The organism is Celerinatantimonas marina (assembly GCF_046054165.1).
Classification (GTDB): domain Bacteria; phylum Pseudomonadota; class Gammaproteobacteria; order Enterobacterales; family Celerinatantimonadaceae; genus Celerinatantimonas.
In genome coordinates, this window is the sequence record NZ_JBFNXK010000007.1 from 180,290 (window position 1) to 204,211 (window position 23,922).

Genomic DNA, 23,922 nt, shown 5'->3' on the forward strand with positions numbered 1-23,922 from the left:
GAGTTAGTACCAAGAATAAAACCAAAAATACCTAAAAAATTATTTAAAATCAACATGTTATTTATAATCGCACGGCGTGGTACAAACTGTGCACATTTAATGACGTATTCAATCAATGTTGGTAATCAAAGGAGATGCAACATGGCTATACGTCAATGTGCAATTTACGGTAAAGGCGGGATTGGGAAGTCGACTACAACGCAAAATTTGGTTGCAGCCTTAGCTGAAGCCGGTAAAAAAATTATGATTGTTGGTTGTGATCCAAAAGCGGATTCAACTCGTTTGATGTTACATGCGAAAGCCCAAAATACCATTATGGAAATGGCTGCTGAAGCGGGTTCAGTTGAAGATCTTGAATTAGAAGATGTGCTGAAAGTCGGTTACGGCGGCGTGAAATGTGTTGAATCAGGTGGCCCAGAGCCAGGTGTTGGTTGTGCCGGTCGTGGGGTTATCACTGCGATTAACTTCCTGGAAGAAGAAGGGGCTTACGACGACGATCTCGACTTTGTTTTTTATGACGTACTTGGGGACGTGGTTTGTGGTGGTTTCGCCATGCCAATTCGTGAAAACAAAGCTCAAGAAATTTACATTGTTTGTTCCGGTGAAATGATGGCGATGTATGCCGCCAACAACATTTCGAAAGGGATTTGTAAATACGCTAAATCAGGTAGCGTGCGCCTAGCTGGATTGATTTGTAACTCGCGTAATACAGATCGTGAAGATGAACTCATCATGGCATTGGCTGAAAAATTAGGGACTCAGATGATTCACTTTGTTCCTCGTGACAACGTCGTTCAACGTGCTGAAATTCGTCGTATGACCGTCATCGAATATGACCCAACCGCTAAACAAGCTGATGAATATCGTACTTTGGCTAAAAAAGTGATTGAAAACAAAAAGTTTGCTGTTCCAACACCAATCACTATGGATGAACTCGAAGAATTGCTTATGGAATTCGGCATTCTTAAAGAAGAAGACGAAAGCATCATCGGTAAAGCTGCGACTACTGCTTAATTGCCTTTAAAGTCGTAATTTTTAGAAGGAATGCCATTATGACAGACAGAACAAAAGAGCAAAATGAGGCTTTGATCGAAGAAGTCTTAGAGGTTTATCCTGAAAAAGCTCGAAAAAATCGTGCTAAACATTTAACAACTAATGATCCGAGCAGTGACGGTAAATGTGTCGTTTCTAACCGTAAATCTGTCCCTGGTGCAATGACCATTCGTGGTTGTGCCTATGCCGGTTCAAAAGGGGTGGTGTTTGGTCCGTTTAAAGACATTATCCATATTTCGCACGGGCCTATTGGGTGCGGTATGTACTCCAGTGGGGGGCGCCGTAACTATTTTACCGGTGTTTCAGGGGTTGATAGTTTTTCAATGATTAACTTCACGTCTGATTTCCAGGAACGCGATATTGTTTTCGGTGGTGATAAAAAATTAGCCGAAATCCTGCAGGAAGTTGACACTCTGTTCCCACTTAATAAAGGAACAACAGTTCAATCTGAATGTCCGGTTGGGTTGATTGGTGATGATATTGAAGCTGTTGCCAAAGAAAACAAAAAACGAAATGGTAAAACGTGTATTCCCGTTCGTTGTGAAGGTTTCCGTGGTGTATCGCAGTCATTAGGTCACCATATTGCTAACGATGCGATGCGAGACTGGGTTTTAGGTAATCGTGATGGTGATGATTCATTTGAATCGACTGACTACGATGTCGCCATTATCGGAGACTATAACATTGGGGGTGATGCTTGGAGTTCTCGTATCTTATTAGAAGAAATGGGATTACGAGTGATTGCTCAATGGTCTGGTGATGGTTCTTTGGCTGAAGTTGAAAATACACCCAAAGCGAAGTTGAACCTGATCCATTGCTACCGTTCCATGAACTACATCGCGCGGCATATGGAAGAAAAATATGGCATTCCCTGGATGGAATACAACCTATTCGGTCCAACTAAAATTGCAGAATCGTTGCGCGCCATAGCTGAGCATTTTGATGACACCATCAAAGCTAATGCTGAAAAAGTTATTGAAAGTTATAAAGCTCAGTATCAAGCCGTCATCGATAAATACCGTCCGCGTCTGGAAGGTAAAAAAGTGATGCTGTACGTCGGTGGTTTGCGTTCTCGGCACGTGATTGGTGCTTATGAAGATCTGGGGATGGAAATCGTCGGGGCAGGGTATGAATTTGCGCATGCGGATGACTATGACCGTACTGTCGGCAGTTTGAAAGAAGCAACACTGCTTTATGACGATATTACTGGTTACGAGTTTGAACAGTTCGTTAAAACCGTTCGTCCAGACCTGATCGGTTCCGGTATTAAAGAAAAATATATCTTCCAGAAAATGGGGATCCCATTCCGTCAGATGCATAGTTGGGATTATTCAGGCCCATATCATGGCTACGATGGCTTTGCTATCTTCGCTCGGGATATGGACATGACGCTTAACAATCCTTGTTGGAAGTTAACTACACCGCCTTGGCTTGCTAAAACCGAAGAAAGCGAATCAATGCCAGAGGAAAAAGTCGCTTAAGGCGATAGTTATTGAAGGAGATCATCATGGCGCAGTCAATCGATACAATTAAATCCGGCTATCCGCTGTTTGAACAGCCGGAATATCAGGATGTGTTCGCGCGGAAAAAATCACAGTTTGAAGAACCCGCCAGTCCTGAAAAAATTAAAGAGGTCTTTGAGTGGACCACGACCAAAGAATATGAAGATTTAAACTTTGAGCGTAAATCATTAACGATAAACCCGGCCAAAATGTGTCAGCCGTTGGGCGCGGTACTTTGTTCGCTAGGGTTTAAAAATACACTGCCTTATGTACATGGTAGTCAGGGATGTGTGGCGTATTTCCGTACTTACTTCAACCGTCATTTTAAAGAGCCTGTGGCGTGTGTTTCAGACTCAATGACCGAAGATGCGGCAGTGTTCGGTGGCCATAAAAATATGAATGAAGGCCTGGAAAATGCCTATGCATTGTATAAACCTGACATCATTGCGGTATCGACAACGTGTATGGCTGAAGTCATTGGTGATGACCTGAATGCATATACCCAAAATGCGAAAAAAGATGGGTGTGTACCTGAAGATTTACCATTACCTTTTGCACATACCCCAAGTTTTGTTGGGAGTCATATCACCGGTTGGGATGGCATGTTTGAAGGGTTCTGCCGGTACTTTACAGCTCTCAACATGGATGATAAAGCAGTCGGTAGCAATGGAAAAATTAACCTTGTGACCGGATTCGATACCTATCTGGGAAACTATCGTGTGTTGAAACGCATGATGCAGGAAATGGATGTCGATTATTCTTTGCTCAGTGACCCATCTGAAGTGTTGGATACACCCGCCGATGGCGAATATCGCATGTATTCAGGGGGAACAACCCAAGAAGAGATCAAAGACGCTCCGAATGCGATTGATACCTTGTTACTGCAACCGCAGCAACTCGTTAAAACGAAAAAATTCGTTCAGGGGACTTGGAATCAGCCTGCCACATCAGTGCGAATTCCGATTGGATTGAGTGCGACCGATGAATTGTTGATGACCATCAGCCAATTGACCGGGAAACCCATCAGTGAATCATTAACCAAAGAACGGGGCCGTTTAGTCGATATGATGACGGATTCTCATACCTGGTTACATGGGAAAAAATTTGGTTTATATGGTGACCCTGATTTTGTTATGGGATTGGCACAGTTCTTGATGGAACTCGGTGCGGAACCAACCGTTATCCTTTGTCATAATGCCAACAAACGTTGGAAAAAAGAGATGGATAAAATTTTACAAAGTTCTCCATACGGTCAGGGAAGTGAAGTGTTTGTGGGTAAAGATCTATGGCATTTCCGTTCATTGATGTTTACACGTAAGCCTGATTTTATGATTGGTAATTCATACGGTAAATTTATCCAACGCGATACTTTAGCGAAAGGTAAAGAGTTTGAAGTTCCATTAATTCGTATTGGCTTCCCACTGTTTGATCGTCACCATCTACACCGCCAGACCACTTGGGGTTATGAAGGTGCCATGCAGATCCTGACCACGTTGGTGAATTCGGTTCTTGATAAATTAGATCAGGATACGATGGAACTGGGTAAAACTGATTACTCGTTTGATTTGGTCCGATAGATTTAATTCGACAATTCAACAAATTTGACTGGGTGTTTCACCCGGTCTTTGTTTTCCCTGGAAATTAAATTAGGAGTTAAAATGCCAAACGTTATATTTAGACAGCAAACGGATGGGCTATATGCCTATATCGCGAAACGTGATTTAGAGGCTAAAGTCGTTAACATTGAATTTGACTCTCCTGATCATTGGGGTGGAAAAATTGAATTAGCGAATGGACAAAGCTGGTTTTTAACACCACAACCCCGAATGCCTTCGTTTCCAATAACGCTTCGTTTATCTCGGGCTGCTGAATAAGGAGGCAAGGATGCAACCTACCATTGATATGAATTGGTTGTGTCGTCGCTATCAATTAGTTAAGCAATTAGGAATATCCCTAGCGACACTACCTTTAACAACACCTACGCAAGACCAGTTACAGCAACTTGCTGATGAAACAGGTGTTTCTTTTCAAGATTTTCAATCCATTTTAACCGAACCTCTTCCGGAGCAGTGGCAGCTTTTTGAGCAACATCCTCCGCTTGCTGCCAAATCGCTTCGCTGTGCGCTGGCCAGTTCAGACGGCATTAACATTGATGGTCATTTTAGTCGTTGTCCCGTGATGCATTTGTATGACGTGTCTGCTGATTCTGTGCAATTAGTGGCCTTAAGAGAAATGCCGGCTGTTCCGGGCAGTGATGGACATCAGCAACGGGTGGATAGCTTAAATGATTGCCAGTTGTTATTTATTGCCGCGATTGGTGGTCCAGCGGCGGCTCGAGTCATTCGTGCGGATATATATCCCATGAAAGTCCGTCAGCCGGCGATGATAGAGCCAACTTTAATTGATCTTCAGCAGCGATTAGCCAGTGGAAAATTACCTCCTTGGTTGAAAAAGTTGATTGGAGAAGATTGGGACGCCTGGAGTTGGCAGGAAAGTTAGCAACATTTTGTCGCATTGTTTGAAAGGCGACAGTGTACATTCCTGTATTTATGGGCATTCGCAGTGAGATCGATCTATGCAAGTGCTATTAAGAGATGTAGCAGAGTAAGGAGACTAACTCGATGAAGCAAGCATTTGACAATCCGCTGAAAGATGAACCGTTGTGTGAACATAACCATGAAGGTAAATCGGGATGCCGTCCGGCGAAACCCGGGGCTACGGCTGGGGGGTGTGCTTTTGATGGCGCTCAGATCGCTTTATTACCGATTGCTGATGTTGCGCACTTAATTCACGGCCCAATCGGATGTGCCGGAAGTTCTTGGGATAACCGAGGAAGTTTTTCGAGTACTCCAGGATTATTTCGGTTAGGAATGACAACCGATTTGAGTGAACCGGACATTATTATGGGCCGGGGGGAAAGTAAAGTTGTTGCAGCGGTCGGGTACATTCAGGAGCATTACCACCCAGCGGCTGTTTTTGTTTACAACACCTGTGTTCCAGCCATGGAAGGGGATGATTTAAATGCCGCAGCCAGATTAGCACAGGAGCGCTATCAGGTTCCGGTGATTGTGGTCGATGCTGCCGGATTTTACGGCAGTAAAAATTTAGGGAACCGAATTGCAGGTGAAGTCATGGTCGATAAAGTGGTCGGCACTCGAGAACCTGCACCGGCACCAGAGATTGAAGGCCGTAAAGTTCATGACATCTGTTTGATCGGTGAATTTAATATTGCCGGAGAATTTTGGCCGATTCAGAAATTATTGGATGAATTGGGGATCCGGGTTTTGGCTTCGTTATCCGGTGATGCTCGTTTTGCCGAAATTCAAACCATGCATCGCAGTGAACTAAATATGGTCGTGTGTTCCCGATCATTAATGAATGTGGCTCGTAAATTAGAAGAACGTTATCAAACCCCTTGGTTTGAAGGGAGTTTTTATGGAGTTCGTGCCACGAGTGAATCGCTTCGCTATATTGCACAGCATCTGAATGATGGTGAATTGCAAGTGCGCTGTGAGTTACTGATTCAACGGGAAGAAGCACGCGTTGAAAAAGCATTGCAACAATATCGTGAACGACTGACGGGTAAACGGGTGTTGTTGTATACCGGGGGGGTTAAATCTTGGTCGGTCGTTTCGGCATTGCAAGATTTGGGGATGGAAGTCGTTGCGACTGGAACTCGCAAATCAACTGAAGCCGATAAAGCTAAAATCCGGGAGTTGATGGGAGAGGATGCGATGATGTTAGAAGATCCGAACCCACGGCATTTGCTGGATATTTGTTATCACTATCATGCCGATATGATGGTCGCTGGAGGCCGTAATCGGTATACCGCACTTAAAGCCCGCTTACCTTTTTTGGATATTAATCAGGAACGTGAGAATGCGTATGCCGGATATAACGGCATGCTGGAACTGGCCCGACAGATTTGTCAGTCGCTGGAAAGTCCTATTTGGCCATTAGTCCGAAATCGAGCCAGTTGGCAGACTGCTTCTGGGAGGATCGCGCATGGCTGAGATCATCAAGACTCGGAAACCGCTATCGATTTCCCCCCTTAAAACCGGACAGGTGATGGGGGCGTCATTAGCAGCCTTGGGGATCGCGGATAGCATTGCGTTAATGCATGCGGCTCAAGGGTGTAGCTCGTTTGCGAAAGCTTTTTTTGTCCGACATTTTCAGGAGCCTATCGCCATGCAGTCGACAGCGATGGATCCTATCTCAACGATTATGGGCGCGGACAATAATATTAAATTGGCGTTGGATTTATTAGCGAAAAAGAAATCAGCAAAGGCCATTATCGTCATGAGCAATGGGCTGAGTGAAGCTCAGGGAGCTGATTTATCTCGGGCTATTAAAGAGTTCCGACAGGAGTATCCGGAGCATGAACAATTGGCCATTGTCACCGTCAGTACCCCTGATTTTTACGGGTCATTGGAAAGTGGCTATGGTGCAACGGTTGAAGCGATTATTGATCAACTCGTTCCTTCGGATCAGTTACGTCATGTCAGGAAAAAACGGATTAATATTTTAGCCGGGCACAGCCTGACAGCCGGGGATATTGAAGCCGTAACCCGGTTGGTTGAAAGCTTTGGTTTGAATCCTATTTTTATTCCTGATTTAAGTGAATCTCTGGATGGTCATTTAGGGGATCAGGATTATACCTCGGTGTCTCAAGGTGGAACCCGATTAAGTGATTTGGCGAAGGTTCATGAAAGTATCGCCTCGTTGTCCATTGGTATTAGTGTGCACGCGGCGGCTAAAAAATTAGCCCAGAAAACCCAAGTGGCGACCTTCTATTTTGATCATTTAGGGGATTTTGAAAATTGCGACCGATTGGTTGAAGTGTTGATCGAATTAACAGGACGTCAGGTCCCGGAGTATATCAATCGGGAGCGGCGACAGGTTCAGGATGCGTTACTAGATTGTCATAATATTCTCCAGGGATTTCCAATTGCAATGGCGGCAGAACCTGAATCACTCGGGTATTGGCTGGCGATTGCTCGCATGACAGGGCTTGATGAACGTGTGGTGGTGGCCCCAGCGAATCATAGTTATCTGGTTCAGCTTCCGACTGAAAAAGTCATGATTGGGGATTTTTCTGATTTGGAAGTCGCATTGGCCGACGATCCGGTGAAATTGCTTATTTCTAATTCACATGGTCATCCTTCTGCTGAGCGGTTGGGGATCGCGCATGTTTTATGTGGATTCCCTATGTTTGATCACTATGGTGGTTTCAGACGTAACCGTCAGCTATATGGTGGAATTCGGGATACGCTTTTTGAACTGGCAAATTTAATTCATCATCAGCTACCTAAAGAAGCCGTTTATCACAGTACGCTGAAACAACATTGGCCGAAAGCTGTTTAACGGAGCATCAACATGGAAACAATACAGGTTTGTCGAGAACTCCAGGTCGCAGGTACCGAACGAGAATTGGTGCGGGTTGCCTTTGCCAGTAGTGATCAACATCAGGTCGATCAGCATTTTGCGAGCACCCGAAGATTTGCTATTTATGGTTTGGAACCTGATCACTTTCAACTGCTTAAGATAGTTGAATTGAGCGAACCACCGTTGGGCCATCACCAGCAAAATATTGAGACTCGTCTTGATTTATTAGGGGATTGTTTGGCGGTCTATACCGTAGCCGTGGGGGATGCGGTGGTCCGCCAGTTATGGGCGAGAGGGATTCGTCCGGTACGAGTACCCGAAGGGACTCAGATTGTCCGTTTATTAGATGAGCTGAATCAGGAATTAAGCCGGCAGAGTAGTGCGCTACGTCGGCAAATGAAACGAAATCATCGTAAAACGGGGCATTTGCCTCAGTAAGTTACTATCAAAATAAATTATGGAGCAAAGTATGGGTACTGCAACAACTGCAGATGGTCGGAGTTGGGAGCCACAATTTATACGTTCGCTGAATACTGCCGAATGTATTGGTTGTGGACGTTGCTATAAAGTATGTGGTCGTAATGTATTCGAATTAGTCGAATATGAAGGTGAAGATGACGACGAATGGGATGATGATTCAGTCCGGATGGTGATGGAACTGGCTGATGCTGGGGATTGTGTCGGTTGTGGTGCCTGTGAACGAGTCTGTCCGAAGGCGTGTCATCAACATTAGTTGTTGAATTTTTCCCCATCATTAATCTAGAAAAGAGGTGTTACTGTGAGGGTAACCCCTCTTTTTTTATGAAAGCGTACAATCATGCATTGATGTTTGTCGCATCTGATACAAAGCTAACAACTTGTCTGATTCATTTCGGCTTTTAAACATGTAATCGATTGAAAATAAATGGATTTTATAATGGCTTGTGATTTGCATCACAACCTATAAAGAGTATTCCAGGGAGATTATATGATTCATCTAACCGAGTCGGCAGAACAGTTGTTACACCCTATCACCGCTCGCTTTCCTGATCATGGATTACGCCTGACCGGGCTTGGTAATGTTTGCCAAGGGATCCAAATTCAGGTGACTTGGCAGGCCCACAGTGAGCCTGATGATCGGGAAGAGATTATTAATCATATCCGAGTCTGGATTGCTTCTTCGTTAACTCGACAGCTGGTGTCGATGACGATTGGTGTTGAAGCGGGTTCAGGAGGTCCTGAACTGGTAGTAACGCCTCAGTATCCTGATTGTGCCTGTTCATCAAGTCAGGATTGTCATTGGCATGATCTAAATACCCCCGCCACACTAAGGAGCATGTGATGTGGAATTATTCCGAAAAAGTTAAGGATCATTTTTTTAATCCTCGTAATGCCAAAGTGGTTGAAGATGCCAATGCGGTGGGTGACGTTGGCTCGCTAAGTTGTGGTGATGCATTACGTTTAATGCTTAAAGTGAATCCGGAAACGGATGTGATTGAAGATGCTGGTTTTCAAACCTTTGGATGCGGGAGTGCCATTGCCTCATCTTCAGCATTAACGGAACTCATTATTGGTCAAACGTTGGATGAGGCTAAAAAATTAACCAATCAGGATATCGCCACCTATTTGGATGGACTGCCTCCTGAAAAAATGCATTGCTCGGTGATGGGTGAAGAAGCATTGCAGGTAGCGATTGCGCATTATCGTGGCGAAACAATTGAAGAAGATGATGAAGACGAAGGTGCTTTGATCTGTCGTTGTTTCGCGGTGGATGAAGGCAAGATTATTAAAGCAGTTAAAACCAATCATCTGACCACATTAGAAGATGTGATCAATTATACCAAGGCGGGTGGTGCCTGTGCGAGTTGCCATGAAAAGATTGAAAATCTTCTCGCTAAAATCGCCAAGGAACAAATTGTTGAATTGGAACCTGACAGTGAATCAGCTAAAGCTTTGGGGCCAAAACCGGAACCGGAAGTTATTTCAGAAACCCGTGAAGCGGCGCAGATTATCCCCACTCAGGAAGTGGTTGCAAATGAAGTGCTAAGTGATCAAGAAAATCTGGTGGCGATAGGTAAAGTGATTGAAGCGCTGAGACCTAATCTTCAGCTGGATGGCGGTGATATTGAACTGGTTGGGGTTCGTGGTAATGAAGTCGCTGTCATTTTATCAGGCAATTGCCAGGGGTGTATGATGACCGAAATGACGCTGGGGTGGTTGAGTCAGCAACTACTTGAAAAATTGGGTCATTATTATCGTTTAGTCACTGTTCAACCTAAAGAAGAAGTCAGCGCATAAGGAGAGCATCATGCAGGGGATCTATTTAGATAACAATGCAACCACACGGGTCGATCCTGTGGTGTTAGACACTATGTTGCCTTATTTTTCTGATTTATATGGCAACCCATCGTCCATTCACAGTTTTGGGTTTGAAGTCGGTAAAGCGATGGTCAATGCCCGGCGTCAAGTGCAGTCGTTGCTGGGTGCTGAATATGATAGTGAAATTATTTTTACCTCGTGCGGGAGTGAATCTGATAACACCGCGATTCGCTCCGCTCTCGAAGCGATGCCTGATCGGCGTGAAATTATCACCAGTTGTGTTGAGCATCCGGCGATTTTGGAACTGTGTGATTACTTAGAAAGCCAACAGGGGTATACCGTTCATCGGTTGAATGTTGATGAGAAAGGTCGTATCGATTTAGACCAATATCAGCAATTGTTGAGTGACCGTGTCGCAATCGTTTCGATCATGTGGGCCAATAATGAAACAGGCACTATTTTCCCCATTGAACAGATGGCGTCAATGGCGAAACCATTTGGATGTGTCTTTCATACCGATGCCGTGCAGGCTGTTGGAAAAGTGCCGATTAAATTAGCCGGCAGTGATATTGATATGCTTTCGATGTCCGGGCATAAAATTCATGCGCCGAAAGGCATTGGCGTGCTCTATGTTCGCCGTGGTGCTCGGTATCGCCCTTGGCTACGAGGCGGCCATCAGGAACGAGGGCGTCGGGCCGGCACAGAAAATACCACAAGTATCATCGGATTAGGTAAAGCCGCAGAGCTTGCTGAGCTTCATGTCGACACGATGAATACTAAAATTAAGGCATTGCGTGATAAATTGCAGGCTGGCATTTTGGATCAGATTAGCCACTGTTTTGTCACGGGTGATCCAGAACACCGGACGGCGAATACGCTGAATATCGCTTTTGAATATATCGAAGGCGAAGCTATTTTATTGATGCTGAATCAGTTTGGCATTGCTGCTTCCAGTGGAAGTGCTTGTACTTCGGGCTCGCTTGAACCCTCGCATGTGATGCGGGCGATGAAAATTCCGCAAACAGCTGCACATGGTAGCATTCGTTTCTCATTATCTCGATACACCCGAGAAAAGGACATCGATAAAGTTTTAGAGGTGATCCCCGGGATTATTGAACGACTCCGTTCTATTTCACCTTATTGGCAACAACTACAAAAAGGTCATGTTGAAGGGTTTACTCCGGCATTTGGATAAGGAGAACAGTTCATGTATGAATCTTTGGTCATTAACGATACCACGTTACGTGATGGTGAGCAGGCTCCCGGGGTGGCATTCTCCCCGGAGGAAAAAGTCATAATTGCTAAAAAGCTGGTTGAAGTGGGGGTGAATCAGCTGGAAGTCGGTATCGCAGCGATGGGAAGTGAAGAGCAAAGTGATATTTTGCGACTTCGAGAAGCTCTCCCTGATGTCAGTATGATGGTGTGGTGCCGAGCCCGGGAAGAAGATATTACCATAGCCGCATCATTAGGTGTGGATTGGGTGGATATTTCCGTACCGGGGTCAGCTCTGCAGCGGCAGCATAAATTGGGGTTAACTGAAGTTCAATTACATGCTTTATTGGCGACTCAAATCACTTATGCTAAATCATTGGGATTAAAGGTTTGTGTTGGGCTTGAAGATGCCTCCCGAGCCAAGCGTAAAGATTTAGCCGCATTAGTGAAGGTAGCACAGGTGAATGCAGCGGATCGAGTGCGTTTTGCCGATACTTTAGGGATCTTGGATCCATTTTCAACTCAGCGGTGGATCCGTTTTCTACGTTCGGTATGCTCCCTTCCTATTGAAATGCATGCACATAATGATTTAGGTATGGCAACTGCCAATACACTGGCGGCCGTGAAGGCCGGAGCCAAAAGTATTAATACGACCGTTTTGGGTTTAGGTGAGCGTGCAGGAAATGCCCCACTTGAAGAAATGGCTATTGCATTACATCAGTGTTGCCATTGGGACTATAACATTCAGTGGGATCATCTACCGACGCTGTGTGAATTTGTCAGTCAGGCTGCAAATCGCCCTATTGCGGCAGGGAAGGCATTGGTTGGGGATGCGGTATTTACCCATGAATCGGGTATTCATGTCGCCGGACTACTGAAAGATCCCCGAAATTATCAAGGGGTTGATCCAGCGTTATTAGGCCGAACCCATCATTTAGTGATTGGTAAACATTCAGGACGACATGCATTGGAATGGGCCTATCAGCAATTAGGGTTAAAGCTTACTGATCGAGAAATCAATCTTTTGTTATCCCGGGTACGCCAGTATGCACAGATCCATAAAGAAACATTGGATCAACATTGTTTATTAAATCTTTATTGGGGATTGTCCCATCATTCTGGAGCCTTAGATGCAGTGGTTTAAAGAGATTCCTGGCGTCGTTGATCTGATGACGATTTATGATTTTTTTACTTTTTTTAAAATTCCATTTGATGTGGATAAAGTGACCGCTCGGCACCTGCACATTTTAAAAGCTTTTCAGTTAAAGATTGCAGCGGTTACTGAGCCGGTACCGACAGAGGCTGCGTTTGATCTAGCGGCGGAGTTATTGACTCAGGCCTATCAGGAACAAATTGGGGAGAGTATTAGTCATTCATCTCCTTTGGCCGTTTATCAGCGAATGCGGCCGAGTCGGGTTGCTTTCAATGATTTGTTTAAGGATATCGAATGAATGAACGGTTTCAAATTGGTGATCAGGTTCGGGCTGCGAATCGCGTGTATAACGATGGTAGTTTTTTAGGGCTTGACCGTGGTGATTTATTGGTCAGCCCGGGGGCCATCGGAGAGGTTCGCGGGCGCGGACTATTTCTTCAAGATCAGCTTATTTATTCAGTGTTTTTCCCGGAATATGGATATGAAGTCGGCCTTCGTGAAGCTGAGCTGTTAGGGATTGATGAGATCTGGAACGAAAGTCGTTTTGCTTTTCGCCAGAAAGTCATCACGACGAAAAGCCTGAGTGTTCATGGCGAGGTTCGGGTTAAAGCGGGAAGTGTCGGGCAGATTTTACGGGTATTAAGGGATGAAATTCCCATCCGTTACCATGTGAATTTTGGGGATGATAAGCTTTATTTGATTGCTGAAGCGACTCTGGAGGAGTGCGATGATTAAACAGGAATTACGCTATCCACTTTTACGGTTTTCTCTGACCAATTATGGTTGTGCTCCTGAGTTTTTGAGTGCACAGCAGCTTGATTCGCTGTTAATCCAAGTTAGTAAGGCTCAGCAAATTGAAATTCAGGTCGCACATCAGTCGAAAGTTGCGGTTAGTGCGGCACAGATTAAACAGGCCCGGGAAGAGTTAACGAGCCAGTTTAATGAGCCAGCAGCGTTTGAACAGGCACTATGTTGGTTAGAGCTAAGCGATGAATTGCTAAAATCAGGCTTAATTCAGGCGTTACAAGCTGAATCAGCACTCAATCAAGTGCGACGAAGTGTTGAAGCTCCCTCATCTGCACAATTAAGACATTATTACGATATACATCCGGAAAAATTTTATCGGCCAGCACAGGTTCGGGTTCGGCATATATTAAGAACATTAAATGACGAATATGAAGAAAACCGGCGTGAAATGTTGGTGCCTTGGATGCAGGAAAAATATCAAGCCTTGCAAAAACAACCTGAACGATTTATTGAAATGGCAGAGCAATATTCGGAGTGTCCGTCAGCGATGCAGGGGGGATTGATCGGCGCTGTGTCACAGGGGCAGCTTTATCCTGAACTAGATGCGGTGGCTTTTGCGATGCGTGATGGTGAAATCAGCGAGCCTATTGAGTCCCCGATGGGATTTCATATTCTATTGTGTGAAGCGCATATTGCCCCATCTGAGCGCAGCTTTGACGATGTGAAAGAAGCATTGGCTCAGCAGTTGTATCAGAAATTGCAAAAGCAGGCCGAACGACGCTGGGTTGCATCGATTATGGCAAATCAGCCCATTTTAGAATCGTAAATTGTACTTATCTGTACCAAATCCGATAGTGACGATTATGAAAGATGGGTTAATCGTATAATTTCTACCCAATCTATCGTCACTCGTTTTTGGACAAAAGCGTGTTTCGAAATGCGATCTCGTCACATGAAGTAAGGATAAAACATGGTAGTAAACCATAGATAGTATAATATATTTATATCAATAACTTATTTAGGAACCTCATATGGCAAAGCAGTTTATGTTAATGGAACCCAAAAATGAGAATTTTTTTGAGTTAATTGGTGGCTCAAATAAATACTTAGTTCCCAGATTTCAACGTGATTACGCTTGGGATATTGAACAGTGGGAAGACCTTTGGAATGACATAAATGCCATAGATGAAGAAGGTTTCCATTACATGGGCTACATAGTTTTACAACAAACTGAACAGTATCAGTATGGAGTAATTGATGGTCAACAAAGGCTAGTGACACTTTCACTAATTGTTCTGGCAGCAATGAAGGCTCTTTCAGATATGATTGAAAGAGGTGAAGATGAGGAAGATAACAAAGAAAGACTTGATGAACTTACCAAGAATTTTGTTGGTAATAAAAACCTAGTTTCATTGAAAGTGGTCAGCAAACTAGAACTGAATCGCAATAACAATAGATATTTCCAGCAAATATGCTCGACACTTGAAGCACCAAATCATCGAGGGATCACTTCTACTAATAAGCTAATTAGAAAGTGTTTTGACTTCTTTAGCGCAAAAGAGTTTGGTGCTACTGGGGCAGAGATTGCACAGTTCATAATGAAGTTTTCTTCAGCAATGATCTTTACAAAGATTATTGTGCAAGATGATCTAAATGCGTACAAAGTTTTTGAAACTCTGAATGCGCGTGGAGTTCAGCTTTCAACCCCAGATCTATTAAAAAACTATTTGTTTTCAATCGTCACTAAAAACGATGATATTGATGATGAAGAGTTAGACAACTTAGATGAGAATTGGTCTGAGCTAATAGCTCAGTTAGGCGAAAGTAATGTGTCTGACTTTGTCCGATATCATTACAACTTACGTAGGAAAATGGTCACTAAAAAAGAGCTTTTTTCTTCTATGCGCAGAGTAGTTACTACTCCTCCAGAAGCCTATGCTTATCTTAAAGATCTAATAGAGTATGCCCCAATTTATGCGTCACTAATAAACCCTAGTGATTCGTGGTGGGCTGAGCAATCCCAAGAATACAGAGATTCCCTTAAATTCTTAGTTGGTATTAGGTTGTTCAATATTAAACAACCACTAGCAGTTCTACTCCCAGCATTTAAGTACTTCACGCCAGATGAGTTTGTAAAAACAGTCAAATATTTATATGTTCTGTCTATTCGATATAACGTAATTTGCCATTTGTCACCGAGTGAACAAGAGTCACTCTACAACCAAATAGCAATGAAGGTATCGGGGAAAGAATATAAAAGAGCAAGTCACATAAAGAATAGTGAAGAGTTTAAAAAACTGTACCCAAATGATGGTATGTTCTTTAATGCTTTTGAATTTCATCGAATGCCAAGTAGGCAAACCGCGAAAAAAATAAGGTTTCTACTTGCTGAGATTGAAAATTATCTTGGATTTAATTGTGACTTCAACAAAACAACTCTGGAACATATTTGTCCTTATAATCCCGAAAAGCAATGGGTTGATAGCTTTGGTGAAGGTATTACTGACGTTAAAGACCGTTTAGGAAATATGCTTCTACTTGATAAAGATAACTTAAAACGAGCAACTTTTGAACAAAAGAAAGATGCGTATCGTAAAGCTCCATACCTTTTAGCCAAAAAAGTCACTGAGTATGCTGAATGGAACTTAGATACTGTTAATGAGCAACAGAAATGGATAGCCGAGCAAGCTGTTCAGACATGGCGTGTTGACTAAGGATAAGAGATACATTCAAAAAATAAATAGAAATTCTATTGTTGTAAAGCATACCTGCCCCAAACACGTTTTGGGGCATAAGTGGGTTAGAGTATCCGTCAGACCTGATTAAATTTTAGATAGGGCTAAGCCCTATCTATCCTGATGAAGCCTTTTTATTGGACATGACTGACTTTTAGTTATTTTTTTGCCAGCGGAGAATAAACTCACGCATTCTCGAGAGGGCGACTTCAAGGGTATCTAGTGGTGCGGCATGGCAGATCCGAATACAGCCTTCACCGGCTTTCCCAAAGGCTTCTCCGGGAGCGGCACCCACTTTCACTTCATCAATCATCTGCCGTAAAAAAGGTTGGCTGTTGGCCGGGAGTCGCTCTAGATGCAAAAATGCATAAAAGGTCGCTGGGCGTTCAAATAATGTTAAACCGTCAATGTTCCCTAATATATGTTCGACCATTTGGCTACTTTGATGCAAGGCTTGTACGGATTCCCGGACATAGTTTTCCCCATTCTTGATGGCCGCGAGCCCTCCGGCCTGACTGAAACCACTGGCACAAGACATATTAAATTCTTGCAGTTTGCGAACGATCGGCTCTAATGGGCGGGGAACATTTAGCCAGCCTAAACGCCATCCTGTCATGGCCCATGCTTTGGAAAAACTGTTGCAGACAATGACTAGATCTTCTTCATTGATCAATTGACAAAAAGAAGGCGCGGCGCGCTGATCAAAGACATGCCTTGAGTAGACTTCATCACTAATAATCCAAATTTTATGCTCACGGCAAAAAGTCAGAATCTGTTCGAGTAATTCAAGGCTAGCTGTCCAACCGGTTGGGTTTGATGGGCTATTGATGATAAATGCTTTGGCGTCTTTTAACTCATCAAACAACCGATTGAGATCTAAGGTAAAGCGATTGCCATCGGTACTTAAGGCAACGGTTGTGACCTTGCAGCCCAATAGTGTTGGAATAGCGGTTAAAGTTGGGAAAATAGGTTCAATGGCGACGACTTTATCACCGGCACTTAAACATGTTTGGCAAGCCACCATCACGGCATTGGTTCCTGAAACGGTGACGGCAATATTATCGGCATGAATTGGAACTGAAAAAAGTTGGCTTTGATAATTGGCAATGGCCCGACGCAATTCCGGAATACCGGTGTTGGGGGTATATTTGGTTTCCGCTCGCAATAGACTATCGGCCGCTGCCTGACGAATAAACTCTGGAGTCGGTTGATTGGATTCACCAAACCAGAGAGGGATCACATCCGGTTGAGTCATGCCGTAATTAGCTACGGCCCGGATAGAGGATTCTTCTAATTGTTTCGCAATGGGATTGATTAAGGATAACATGCAACTGATCCTTGTTAGATTTAAATCGCTTTGTTTATAAACTATTTAGTCATCGTTTTAAGCAACGTGTCAAGACTATCTGCATGCTGTTTTCAGGGTGACTTGTTATTTCTTTATGAATCCCCATTTATAAAGAAAGTATATTAAATTCGTGGTGTTGTTTTGAACGAGGTTAATCAAGCAGCATGAGCAATAAAGACTACTATCAGATCCTTGGTGTATCAAAAGATGCGGATGAGCAGGCGATTAAACGAGCTTACCGTAAATTGGCTCGTAAATATCATCCGGATGTCAGTAAAGAAGCCAATGCTGAGCAGCGTTTTAAAGAAGTGGGGGAAGCTTATGAAGTGCTGAGTAACTCACAAAAACGTGCGGCCTATGACCAATATGGTAGCCAGTGGAAAGCGGCCTCTGGTGGTGGTGCTCATGGTGGTTGGCAAAATAGCAGCGGCTTTAATGGGAGTAATCCATTTGGTGGCCAAGGCGATTTTGGTGATTTCTTTGAGAACATCTTCGGACAACGCAGTGGAGGATTTTCTGGTTTTAATCAGCAAGGGGGCGCTTTTCGACAATCGGGTGAAGACGTCAACGCCAGGATCACTATTGATGTAGCCGATAGTTATTCAGGTGCCCAGCGACCTATTTCATTTAGATCGCCGAATGGTGAGTCACGATCTCTGAATGTCCGGATCCCAAAAGGGATTAAACCGGGGCAGAAAATACGTCTCTCCGGTCAGGGTGGGGCTGGCTCTAATGGCGGTGCTGCTGGCGATTTATATTTAGAAGTCCGCTTTGATCCGAATAGCCCCTATCAGATTGATGGCAGTGATGTTTCATATCAGCTTTCGGTGGCTCCTTGGGATGCGGCTCTGGGCGCAAAAGTATCGGTGCCGCTGCCAGATGGGAAGATGATCGATATGAAGATCCCGGCCAATTCATCCGGAGGTCGGAAACTGCGGCTTAAAGGGCGAGGATTACCGGGGAAAGTCCCAGGCGATTTGTATATTGAGTTACAAATTGAATTACCTAAAGCGGATAATGATCAGGCTCGTCAGGCTTATCAGGCGTTTAAAAACGCATTTCATCTGAAATAGGAACAACCCTATATCTCTGTTTCAGAGGTACATTTTTGGGGCTGGTTTATAGTTGTGGTAAACCAGCTTTATTTTATTGTCGTTTATCCCCTTCATTGTTGATGATTCTATATTCAATCATTATTCCTTAAATTTGAGACTGTGCCGTAAAACTGAACGATCACTCTCTTTTTCCTGTACAAAAAATAGAGAGCGTTGGGTTGCAATAAGGCAACAAATCATTTGTATTGTAAAAATGGTCTATTTACATACTATTCATAAAAATATAACCTTAAATCACTAATACTAAAAGGCTAATCTATTTTCATTTAAATCATTATTAAGTATTGGTATTTATTGATGAATTCATGGATAATGCGCCGATTTTCGAACGAAGATTATACGTTTACCATCTCATTTTACAGGGAAAATGTGAGTTATGAGTGATGTCATCAATAAGAATTTATTTTTAGTCAAAGAGCATCTGGGATTGTTTAAAGCAGCGAATAACTATGACATTTACGATCCAGAAACCGGTGAAATTATTATGGAATGTCGGGAGCCTTCATTGGGTTTATTGACTAAAATTTTCCGATTCTCTAAATATAAACGAATGACACCCTTTGATATTCAAATTACTGAACCTAATGGTAACCGTATTGTTCGGATTAAACGTGGTGTTTCAATCTTTTTATCGAAAGTGACCGTGAGAGATCAGAATAATAATGTTCTCGGTGGATTTTCTCAGAAATTATTCTCAATTGGCGGTAAGTTCGACGTATTAAATAAAGACTATCAACCCGTGTGTCAGCTGAAAGGTAAATGGACCGGTTGGGATTTTCATTTTAAGGATAATGACAAAGAGTATGCTCATGTTTCAAAAAAATGGGCCGGTTTGGGAAAAGAATTATTCACTAGTGCTGATAATTATGTATTAAAAATTGCTGAAGATGTTGCTGCCGATGATCCGATTCGAAAATTGATCCTGGCTGCTGTTATGTGTATTGATATGGTATTGAAAGAATAATTATAAATAACCAATTCAAGCTGATTTTATGTCGGTTTCTGGAAATTTTTTGATATGGCAATTCTTTCCGAAAAACTGAGTGTCATCCATGAACATCGTTTTATGAGTATGGCCTGAATTTTTGGGAAATGATAGAAAGACCTGCTTTTAAGTATTGTTATATTATTCTGGCCCTATGTTCAATGGACATTTAGTTTAGAAACTATTTATGGGCTGTTTTTAGATCATTGTTATGAGATAAAGGAGAGGGAATGTTTATTGTTATATGGAGAGGTTGGGGAATTTTAGTCGTACCCATTGTAATTATAATCACGCTGGCGGTGGTATCGATGATGGATATGCTTCCTCAGGGAATTGCCGGACACCTTCATCATTTTGATATCACAGTCGCAATGATTCTGAGTGCTATAGCGGTCTGGTTTGTTGGTTGTAAGCTTAATAATCAGCCTGGGAGAGAGTTGATTGATAGGCAAACGGGGCAGCTGGTGACTTTAAAAACGACTCATTCTCTGTTCTTTATTCCGGTTCAATACTGGGTGATTCCGCTAGCATTATTCGCATTGATTAGTTGTATTTTATAGGGCAGGTATGCTGCGGTGAAGATAAAAGTCAGAGCCTAAAAGGCTCTGACTTAGAGAATTATAATTTTTGTTCGTTAAGAGAAAGGTTTAAGTTTTTTGCAAGCTTGGCTTTTTTGTGCCCCGTTAAAGTAACTGCCGAAATTAATGTCACTGTGCAGGCAATGCCTCCGAGCATGAAGTAGGTATCTTCAAAGCCGATTTTGTCATATAGATCTCCGGCGATAGTTGATAAAAAAATCGATCCAAGTTGTTTGGAAAACTGAAAACCGATTAAGTAAATAGTGGCTGACAACCGGGTGTCGAAGGTCACATTAATATACTTGAAGGCTCCGACTAGCAGAAATGGGACTTCCAATGCGTGCAACATTTTTAGCATCACCACTTCATAGACGTTACTGGCTAGCGCTGAGCCGACGATACGAATACTCATAATCGAACCCGCAATAAGCAGTGTTTTTTTAGCGCCGATCCGATTAATAATCCAGGGAGCGCAGAACATGATGATGGCATTGGCCGCTTCGCCGGCCGTGGTAGCAAAGCCGAAAACTTCATTTCCTTTTTCTGGTGTACTAAAAAACGTTTTGAAGTAATTGGCAAATTGCTGGTCGTATACATCATAGATGCAGGCAACACCAATGACATACAGGACAAACATCCAGAATGAACGGAGTTTAAAAAGCTGTACGACCATTCGCAGACTAAACTGACTGCTATTCACGCCCAGAGAATCGATCACTTTAGCTGTAGGGTTGACACCGGGTTTCGCCATGAGCATGAGTACCACAATGATACATGCGGCTATTGACCCCATCCAGAAGACCAGTTCGGGTTTCACATTAAATAGTATTCCTGCACTGGCCGCACAAAGACCCCACCCGATACACCCAAACATGCGCGCTTTACCATATTCAAAAAAGCTTTGTCGGCTAACACGTTCGACATAGGCTTCAATGGCTCCGGCACCGGCGGAAAATACAAAACCGATGTATAATCCGCCGACAATCGCACCGAGAATGACATTAAATTTTAGCAGTGGGCCAAAAACGTAGAGGAAAAAAGGCGCAAAAAATGGCAATGGAATAATGATGATCCAAAGTAGATGTTTTTTTAAGCCAAGTTTGTCGGATATCATTCCCATGATGGGTTGAAGTATGATGGCAAACAAAGCAATACAAGAAAAAACTAGCCCGGTGTCACCTTTATTGATTCCCACCACATCGGATAACCAGATGGGTAAAAATGGAAAACAGGTTGCCATGATAGAAAAATAAAGAAATATGAGCGCGCTGAATATTAAGAAGTTCTTATTGTGTAAATAGGTGTAGGTTGTCTCAGGTGAATGGTTCGTTTTCATAATTATTACCTTTTATTCATTAGACCAGACTAATCGTTCCAGATTTATTGACGTGTTAATGAAATGAGAATGGCTGTTTCGGGATCCAAAATGGGCAGAGATAACCCGGCTGTCATCAGCCACTCGCCTGAAACTCGAATCGACTGATTCATCCAAATGGGTAAATCTCGCATGGTATGTCCCCCTTCTCGGACGGGTTTGATATCAGGGTGGTCTATGAGTGTGACTTTATAGGTCGCATCGGGAGCTAATCCAGGAAAACGGAGTTGTCCTGCTAAGGTATAATCAGGCATAGCCAGTTGTGCGATGCTGAATAGGGCTTGTTCTCGGGCCGGACTAACGACGCCTTGAACCTGTATACTTGGATCGGACATATCAACACGCCAGAATTGTCCGGAATGAATTAGAGATCGGAATTGCTTATGGAGTGCTACATATTTTGTGTATCCATCTAATTCACTGATCTCCGCTTTGACTGGATCTAATTCGATACCCATATGTCCAAACAGAGCGGTGATCCCTCTGAATTCAATGCTATGTTGGCGTCGTGTGGCATGGCAATGTTTGTTCCCAATATGCGCCCCCATGACTTCCGGCGGGAAAAAGTAACTCATTCCTTTCTGAATGGTTTGACGTTCTAAAGCATCGTTATTGTCTGAGGCCCAGAAACGTTGTGTTCTTTTTAAGACTTCATAATCAATTCGTCCACCCCCGGAGGCACAGGATTCGATTTCTGTATTTGGAAAACGTTCATGTAAAATATCCAGCAGTTCATAAAAGCGCAGAGTTTGTTGGTAGGCATGAGGTTTCCCTTGGTGGCAGGGTTGGACGAGCTCCCGGTTCATATCCCATTTGATATAGTCGACAGGATATTCGTTGAGTAGGGCGGTTAACCGTTCCAACAGATAACGGAAAACATCATCATTGGAGAGATCTAATACATACTGGTAGCGACCGGTTGGTTGATCATAGCCTGGAAGCTCTAATAACCAGTCTGGATGGGCTTGATAGAGCATCGAGTTTTTATTAATCATTTCAGGTTCAAACCAGATCCCGAATTCCATCCCTAACTTGCGGACGTGATCAATAATTGGTGTGAGGCCATTAGGGTACTTTTCGGTATCCAGATACCAGTCGCCCAGAGCGGCTTGGTCATCATGGCGTCCTTTAAACCAGCCATCATCAATGATGAATCGCTCAACCCCAATCTGAGCTGCCTTGGTTGCCATTTGCATAATATATTCAGGATCGTGATCAAAGTAGATCCCTTCCCAAGTGTTCAAATGAACCGGGCGAGGTTTATTTTCAGCAAACCGGATAATGTGGTGGCGTAGATAGCTATGATATTGCTGGCTCATGTGATTGAGGCCATGCCCGGAGTAAGTGGCATATACCCAGGGAGTCCAGTGGGTATCATTTGCTTCTAACTCAATTTCCCCGGGGAAATAAAGAGCTTCAGCTTGTACCAGACGGCGGCCATCTGTTTTTACATCGGCTTGGATTCGATGATTGCCACTCCAACCTAAATGCAGCGCCCAAATAGCACCATTTTGTTCGTTAAAGCCGGGTTCCCCGATGATCATCGCAGGAAAGTACTCATGAGAAGTCCGTCCTCGCCGGCTTTCCTGAGAATAGGAACCGTGAGTGAGGGCAACGCGGTGAGGCTGAAATTCTCTTAACCAACGGCCATGAAATGCCATGACTTCAGAGGCTCTTTCGGGAATGGGCAAGGTAACGGCCAATCGTTCGAGTTGCCAGGTTTGTGATGTTAAATTAGTGATGCCATTTCGTAGCTGTAAAACTCCGGTATCCGGATCTAGATAAAACTCTGAAGTGAAGCGCAGTTTGGCGATTTCGTCAGTGGCTTCAATCACTAATCGTTGCTGGTGGTGAGAAATAGACTGCGTTGTAAAAATAGGGAATGCATCTTGACCGTGACGATGCCCTTCGAGCCCGGGAGAACCAAATAAGCCGCTACCATTTTCAGCTGCGAGGGTGATTGGGGTATCCACATCCAGTCGGCCATTGGCAATCGGACGGATTAACGACTCAATATCATTTTCCTGAAAATGGGTTAGGTGGGGTCCCCAATAAATAATTTCGGCCCTAGGGGCGCAGCGGATCACAATATCGTTACTTTGGCTCTGTAAGCGAACAATTGATTTCATGTTTAGACTCCAAACTAAAATTTATATGAACGATACCCGAAACGTTTCGGATTAAAACCGAAACGTTTCGGTAATGTGATGAGTCGCAAAAAAATGATGAATGTCCTAACTCTGTATGAATATTGTGCGGCTCTCTCGGTATTGCTCAGTAGCGAATACCAAGAATGTGTTATCCAAGGAAAAGCACTCTGTTGATCGGTGGAGGGGCTCGTGGATGACAGGGACGATCATTGGAATAAGCCGCTGTTGCCGAAGGTCATGCTTAGAATGGTGGTTGTAGCAGGCTCTGATTGATGGGGTTAGATCG

At 43.5% G+C, this 23,922-nt stretch carries 23 protein-coding genes; 20 read left to right on the forward strand and 3 right to left on the reverse strand.

The window, feature by feature from the left end; translation table 11 throughout:
• Positions 1-141: 141 nt before the first annotated feature.
• The 17 genes from nifH (at position 142) to ABUE20_RS09995 (ending at position 16,064) form a co-directional block, all read left to right on the forward strand.
• Positions 142-1,014, forward strand: a complete 873-nt coding sequence (gene nifH / locus ABUE20_RS09915; RefSeq protein WP_408619745.1) for a nitrogenase iron protein — start codon at positions 142-144, stop codon at positions 1,012-1,014.
• A gap of 38 nt (positions 1,015-1,052) precedes the next feature.
• Positions 1,053-2,534: a nitrogenase molybdenum-iron protein alpha chain gene (nifD, locus tag ABUE20_RS09920; protein ID WP_408619746.1), complete on the forward strand. Its 1,482-nt coding sequence runs from the start codon at positions 1,053-1,055 to the stop codon at positions 2,532-2,534.
• Positions 2,535-2,560: 26 nt separating this feature from the next.
• On the forward strand, positions 2,561-4,132 hold the full coding sequence (gene nifK, locus ABUE20_RS09925; protein ID WP_408619747.1) for a nitrogenase molybdenum-iron protein subunit beta: 1,572 nt from the start codon (positions 2,561-2,563) through the stop codon (positions 4,130-4,132).
• Between the two features lie 81 nt (positions 4,133-4,213).
• Complete coding sequence (gene nifT / locus ABUE20_RS09930) at positions 4,214-4,429, forward strand: putative nitrogen fixation protein NifT (RefSeq protein WP_408619748.1); 216 nt, start codon at positions 4,214-4,216, stop codon at positions 4,427-4,429.
• A gap of 10 nt (positions 4,430-4,439) precedes the next feature.
• Positions 4,440-5,054 carry a NifB/NifX family molybdenum-iron cluster-binding protein gene (locus tag ABUE20_RS09935; protein ID WP_408619749.1) on the forward strand — a complete coding sequence of 205 codons (615 nt, stop codon included), beginning with the start codon at positions 4,440-4,442 and terminating at the stop codon, positions 5,052-5,054.
• A gap of 122 nt (positions 5,055-5,176) precedes the next feature.
• Positions 5,177-6,568: a nitrogenase iron-molybdenum cofactor biosynthesis protein NifE gene (gene nifE / locus ABUE20_RS09940; RefSeq protein ID WP_408619750.1), complete on the forward strand. Its 1,392-nt coding sequence runs from the start codon at positions 5,177-5,179 to the stop codon at positions 6,566-6,568.
• The gene (nifN, locus tag ABUE20_RS09945) at positions 6,561-7,919 is read left to right on the forward strand and encodes a nitrogenase iron-molybdenum cofactor biosynthesis protein NifN (RefSeq protein WP_408619751.1); all 1,359 of its coding nucleotides are present in this window, start codon (positions 6,561-6,563) and stop codon (positions 7,917-7,919) included. The genes nifE and nifN overlap by 8 nt, the downstream gene beginning before the upstream one ends.
• A gap of 12 nt (positions 7,920-7,931) precedes the next feature.
• Positions 7,932-8,378, forward strand: coding sequence for a NifB/NifX family molybdenum-iron cluster-binding protein (locus tag ABUE20_RS09950; protein WP_408619752.1), 447 nt, complete (start codon positions 7,932-7,934; stop codon positions 8,376-8,378).
• 31 nt (positions 8,379-8,409) lie between these two features.
• The gene (gene fdxB, locus ABUE20_RS09955) at positions 8,410-8,673 is read left to right on the forward strand and encodes a ferredoxin III, nif-specific (protein WP_408619753.1); all 264 of its coding nucleotides are present in this window, start codon (positions 8,410-8,412) and stop codon (positions 8,671-8,673) included.
• Between the two features lie 234 nt (positions 8,674-8,907).
• Positions 8,908-9,261 carry a hypothetical protein gene (locus ABUE20_RS09960; protein ID WP_408619754.1) on the forward strand — a complete coding sequence of 118 codons (354 nt, stop codon included), beginning with the start codon at positions 8,908-8,910 and terminating at the stop codon, positions 9,259-9,261.
• The gene (gene nifU / locus ABUE20_RS09965) at positions 9,261-10,217 is read left to right on the forward strand and encodes a Fe-S cluster assembly protein NifU (RefSeq protein WP_408619755.1); all 957 of its coding nucleotides are present in this window, start codon (positions 9,261-9,263) and stop codon (positions 10,215-10,217) included. The genes ABUE20_RS09960 and nifU overlap by 1 nt, the downstream gene beginning before the upstream one ends.
• A 10-nt stretch (positions 10,218-10,227) precedes the next feature.
• On the forward strand, positions 10,228-11,433 hold the full coding sequence (gene nifS / locus ABUE20_RS09970; protein ID WP_408619756.1) for a cysteine desulfurase NifS: 1,206 nt from the start codon (positions 10,228-10,230) through the stop codon (positions 11,431-11,433).
• Between the two features lie 12 nt (positions 11,434-11,445).
• Positions 11,446-12,594 carry a homocitrate synthase gene (nifV, locus tag ABUE20_RS09975; RefSeq protein ID WP_408619757.1) on the forward strand — a complete coding sequence of 383 codons (1,149 nt, stop codon included), beginning with the start codon at positions 11,446-11,448 and terminating at the stop codon, positions 12,592-12,594.
• Positions 12,581-12,901 (forward strand): nitrogenase-stabilizing/protective protein NifW, encoded by a 321-nt coding sequence (locus ABUE20_RS09980; RefSeq protein ID WP_408619758.1) that lies wholly within the window; start codon positions 12,581-12,583, stop codon positions 12,899-12,901. Before nifV ends, ABUE20_RS09980 begins: the two co-directional genes overlap by 14 nt.
• The gene (locus tag ABUE20_RS09985) at positions 12,898-13,338 is read left to right on the forward strand and encodes a nitrogen fixation protein NifZ (RefSeq protein ID WP_408619759.1); all 441 of its coding nucleotides are present in this window, start codon (positions 12,898-12,900) and stop codon (positions 13,336-13,338) included. The genes ABUE20_RS09980 and ABUE20_RS09985 overlap by 4 nt, the downstream gene beginning before the upstream one ends.
• Positions 13,331-14,176: a peptidylprolyl isomerase gene (locus ABUE20_RS09990; RefSeq protein ID WP_408619760.1), complete on the forward strand. Its 846-nt coding sequence runs from the start codon at positions 13,331-13,333 to the stop codon at positions 14,174-14,176. Before ABUE20_RS09985 ends, ABUE20_RS09990 begins: the two co-directional genes overlap by 8 nt.
• 205 nt (positions 14,177-14,381) lie before the next feature.
• Positions 14,382-16,064 (forward strand): DUF262 domain-containing protein, encoded by a 1,683-nt coding sequence (locus ABUE20_RS09995; RefSeq protein ID WP_408619762.1) that lies wholly within the window; start codon positions 14,382-14,384, stop codon positions 16,062-16,064.
• A gap of 175 nt (positions 16,065-16,239) precedes the next feature.
• Here the strand turns inward: ABUE20_RS09995 and ABUE20_RS10000 are convergent, their stop codons facing one another.
• A complete protein-coding gene (locus ABUE20_RS10000) occupies positions 16,240-17,412 on the reverse strand; it encodes a pyridoxal phosphate-dependent aminotransferase (protein ID WP_408619763.1) in 1,173 nt (390 codons plus the stop codon).
• A 185-nt stretch (positions 17,413-17,597) separates the two neighbouring features.
• On the opposite strand from ABUE20_RS10000, the gene ABUE20_RS10005 reads away from it, so the two are divergent.
• The 3 genes from ABUE20_RS10005 to ABUE20_RS10015 all read left to right on the forward strand — a co-directional run bounded on the left by ABUE20_RS10005 (position 17,598) and on the right by ABUE20_RS10015 (position 20,093).
• On the forward strand, positions 17,598-18,506 hold the full coding sequence (locus ABUE20_RS10005) for a DnaJ C-terminal domain-containing protein (RefSeq protein WP_408619764.1): 909 nt from the start codon (positions 17,598-17,600) through the stop codon (positions 18,504-18,506).
• A gap of 418 nt (positions 18,507-18,924) precedes the next feature.
• Positions 18,925-19,512: an LURP-one-related family protein gene (locus ABUE20_RS10010; RefSeq protein ID WP_408619765.1), complete on the forward strand. Its 588-nt coding sequence runs from the start codon at positions 18,925-18,927 to the stop codon at positions 19,510-19,512.
• A gap of 251 nt (positions 19,513-19,763) precedes the next feature.
• Positions 19,764-20,093: a hypothetical protein gene (locus ABUE20_RS10015; protein ID WP_408619767.1), complete on the forward strand. Its 330-nt coding sequence runs from the start codon at positions 19,764-19,766 to the stop codon at positions 20,091-20,093.
• Between the two features lie 58 nt (positions 20,094-20,151).
• On the opposite strand, the gene ABUE20_RS10020 is transcribed toward ABUE20_RS10015, so the two are convergent.
• Entirely contained in the window at positions 20,152-21,447 is a 1,296-nt protein-coding gene (locus ABUE20_RS10020) for an MFS transporter (RefSeq protein WP_408619768.1), read from the reverse strand.
• Between the two features lie 44 nt (positions 21,448-21,491).
• Positions 21,492-23,615 carry an alpha-galactosidase gene (locus ABUE20_RS10025; protein ID WP_408619769.1) on the reverse strand — a complete coding sequence of 708 codons (2,124 nt, stop codon included), beginning with the start codon at positions 23,613-23,615 and terminating at the stop codon, positions 21,492-21,494.
• Positions 23,616-23,922: the final 307 nt, after the last annotated feature.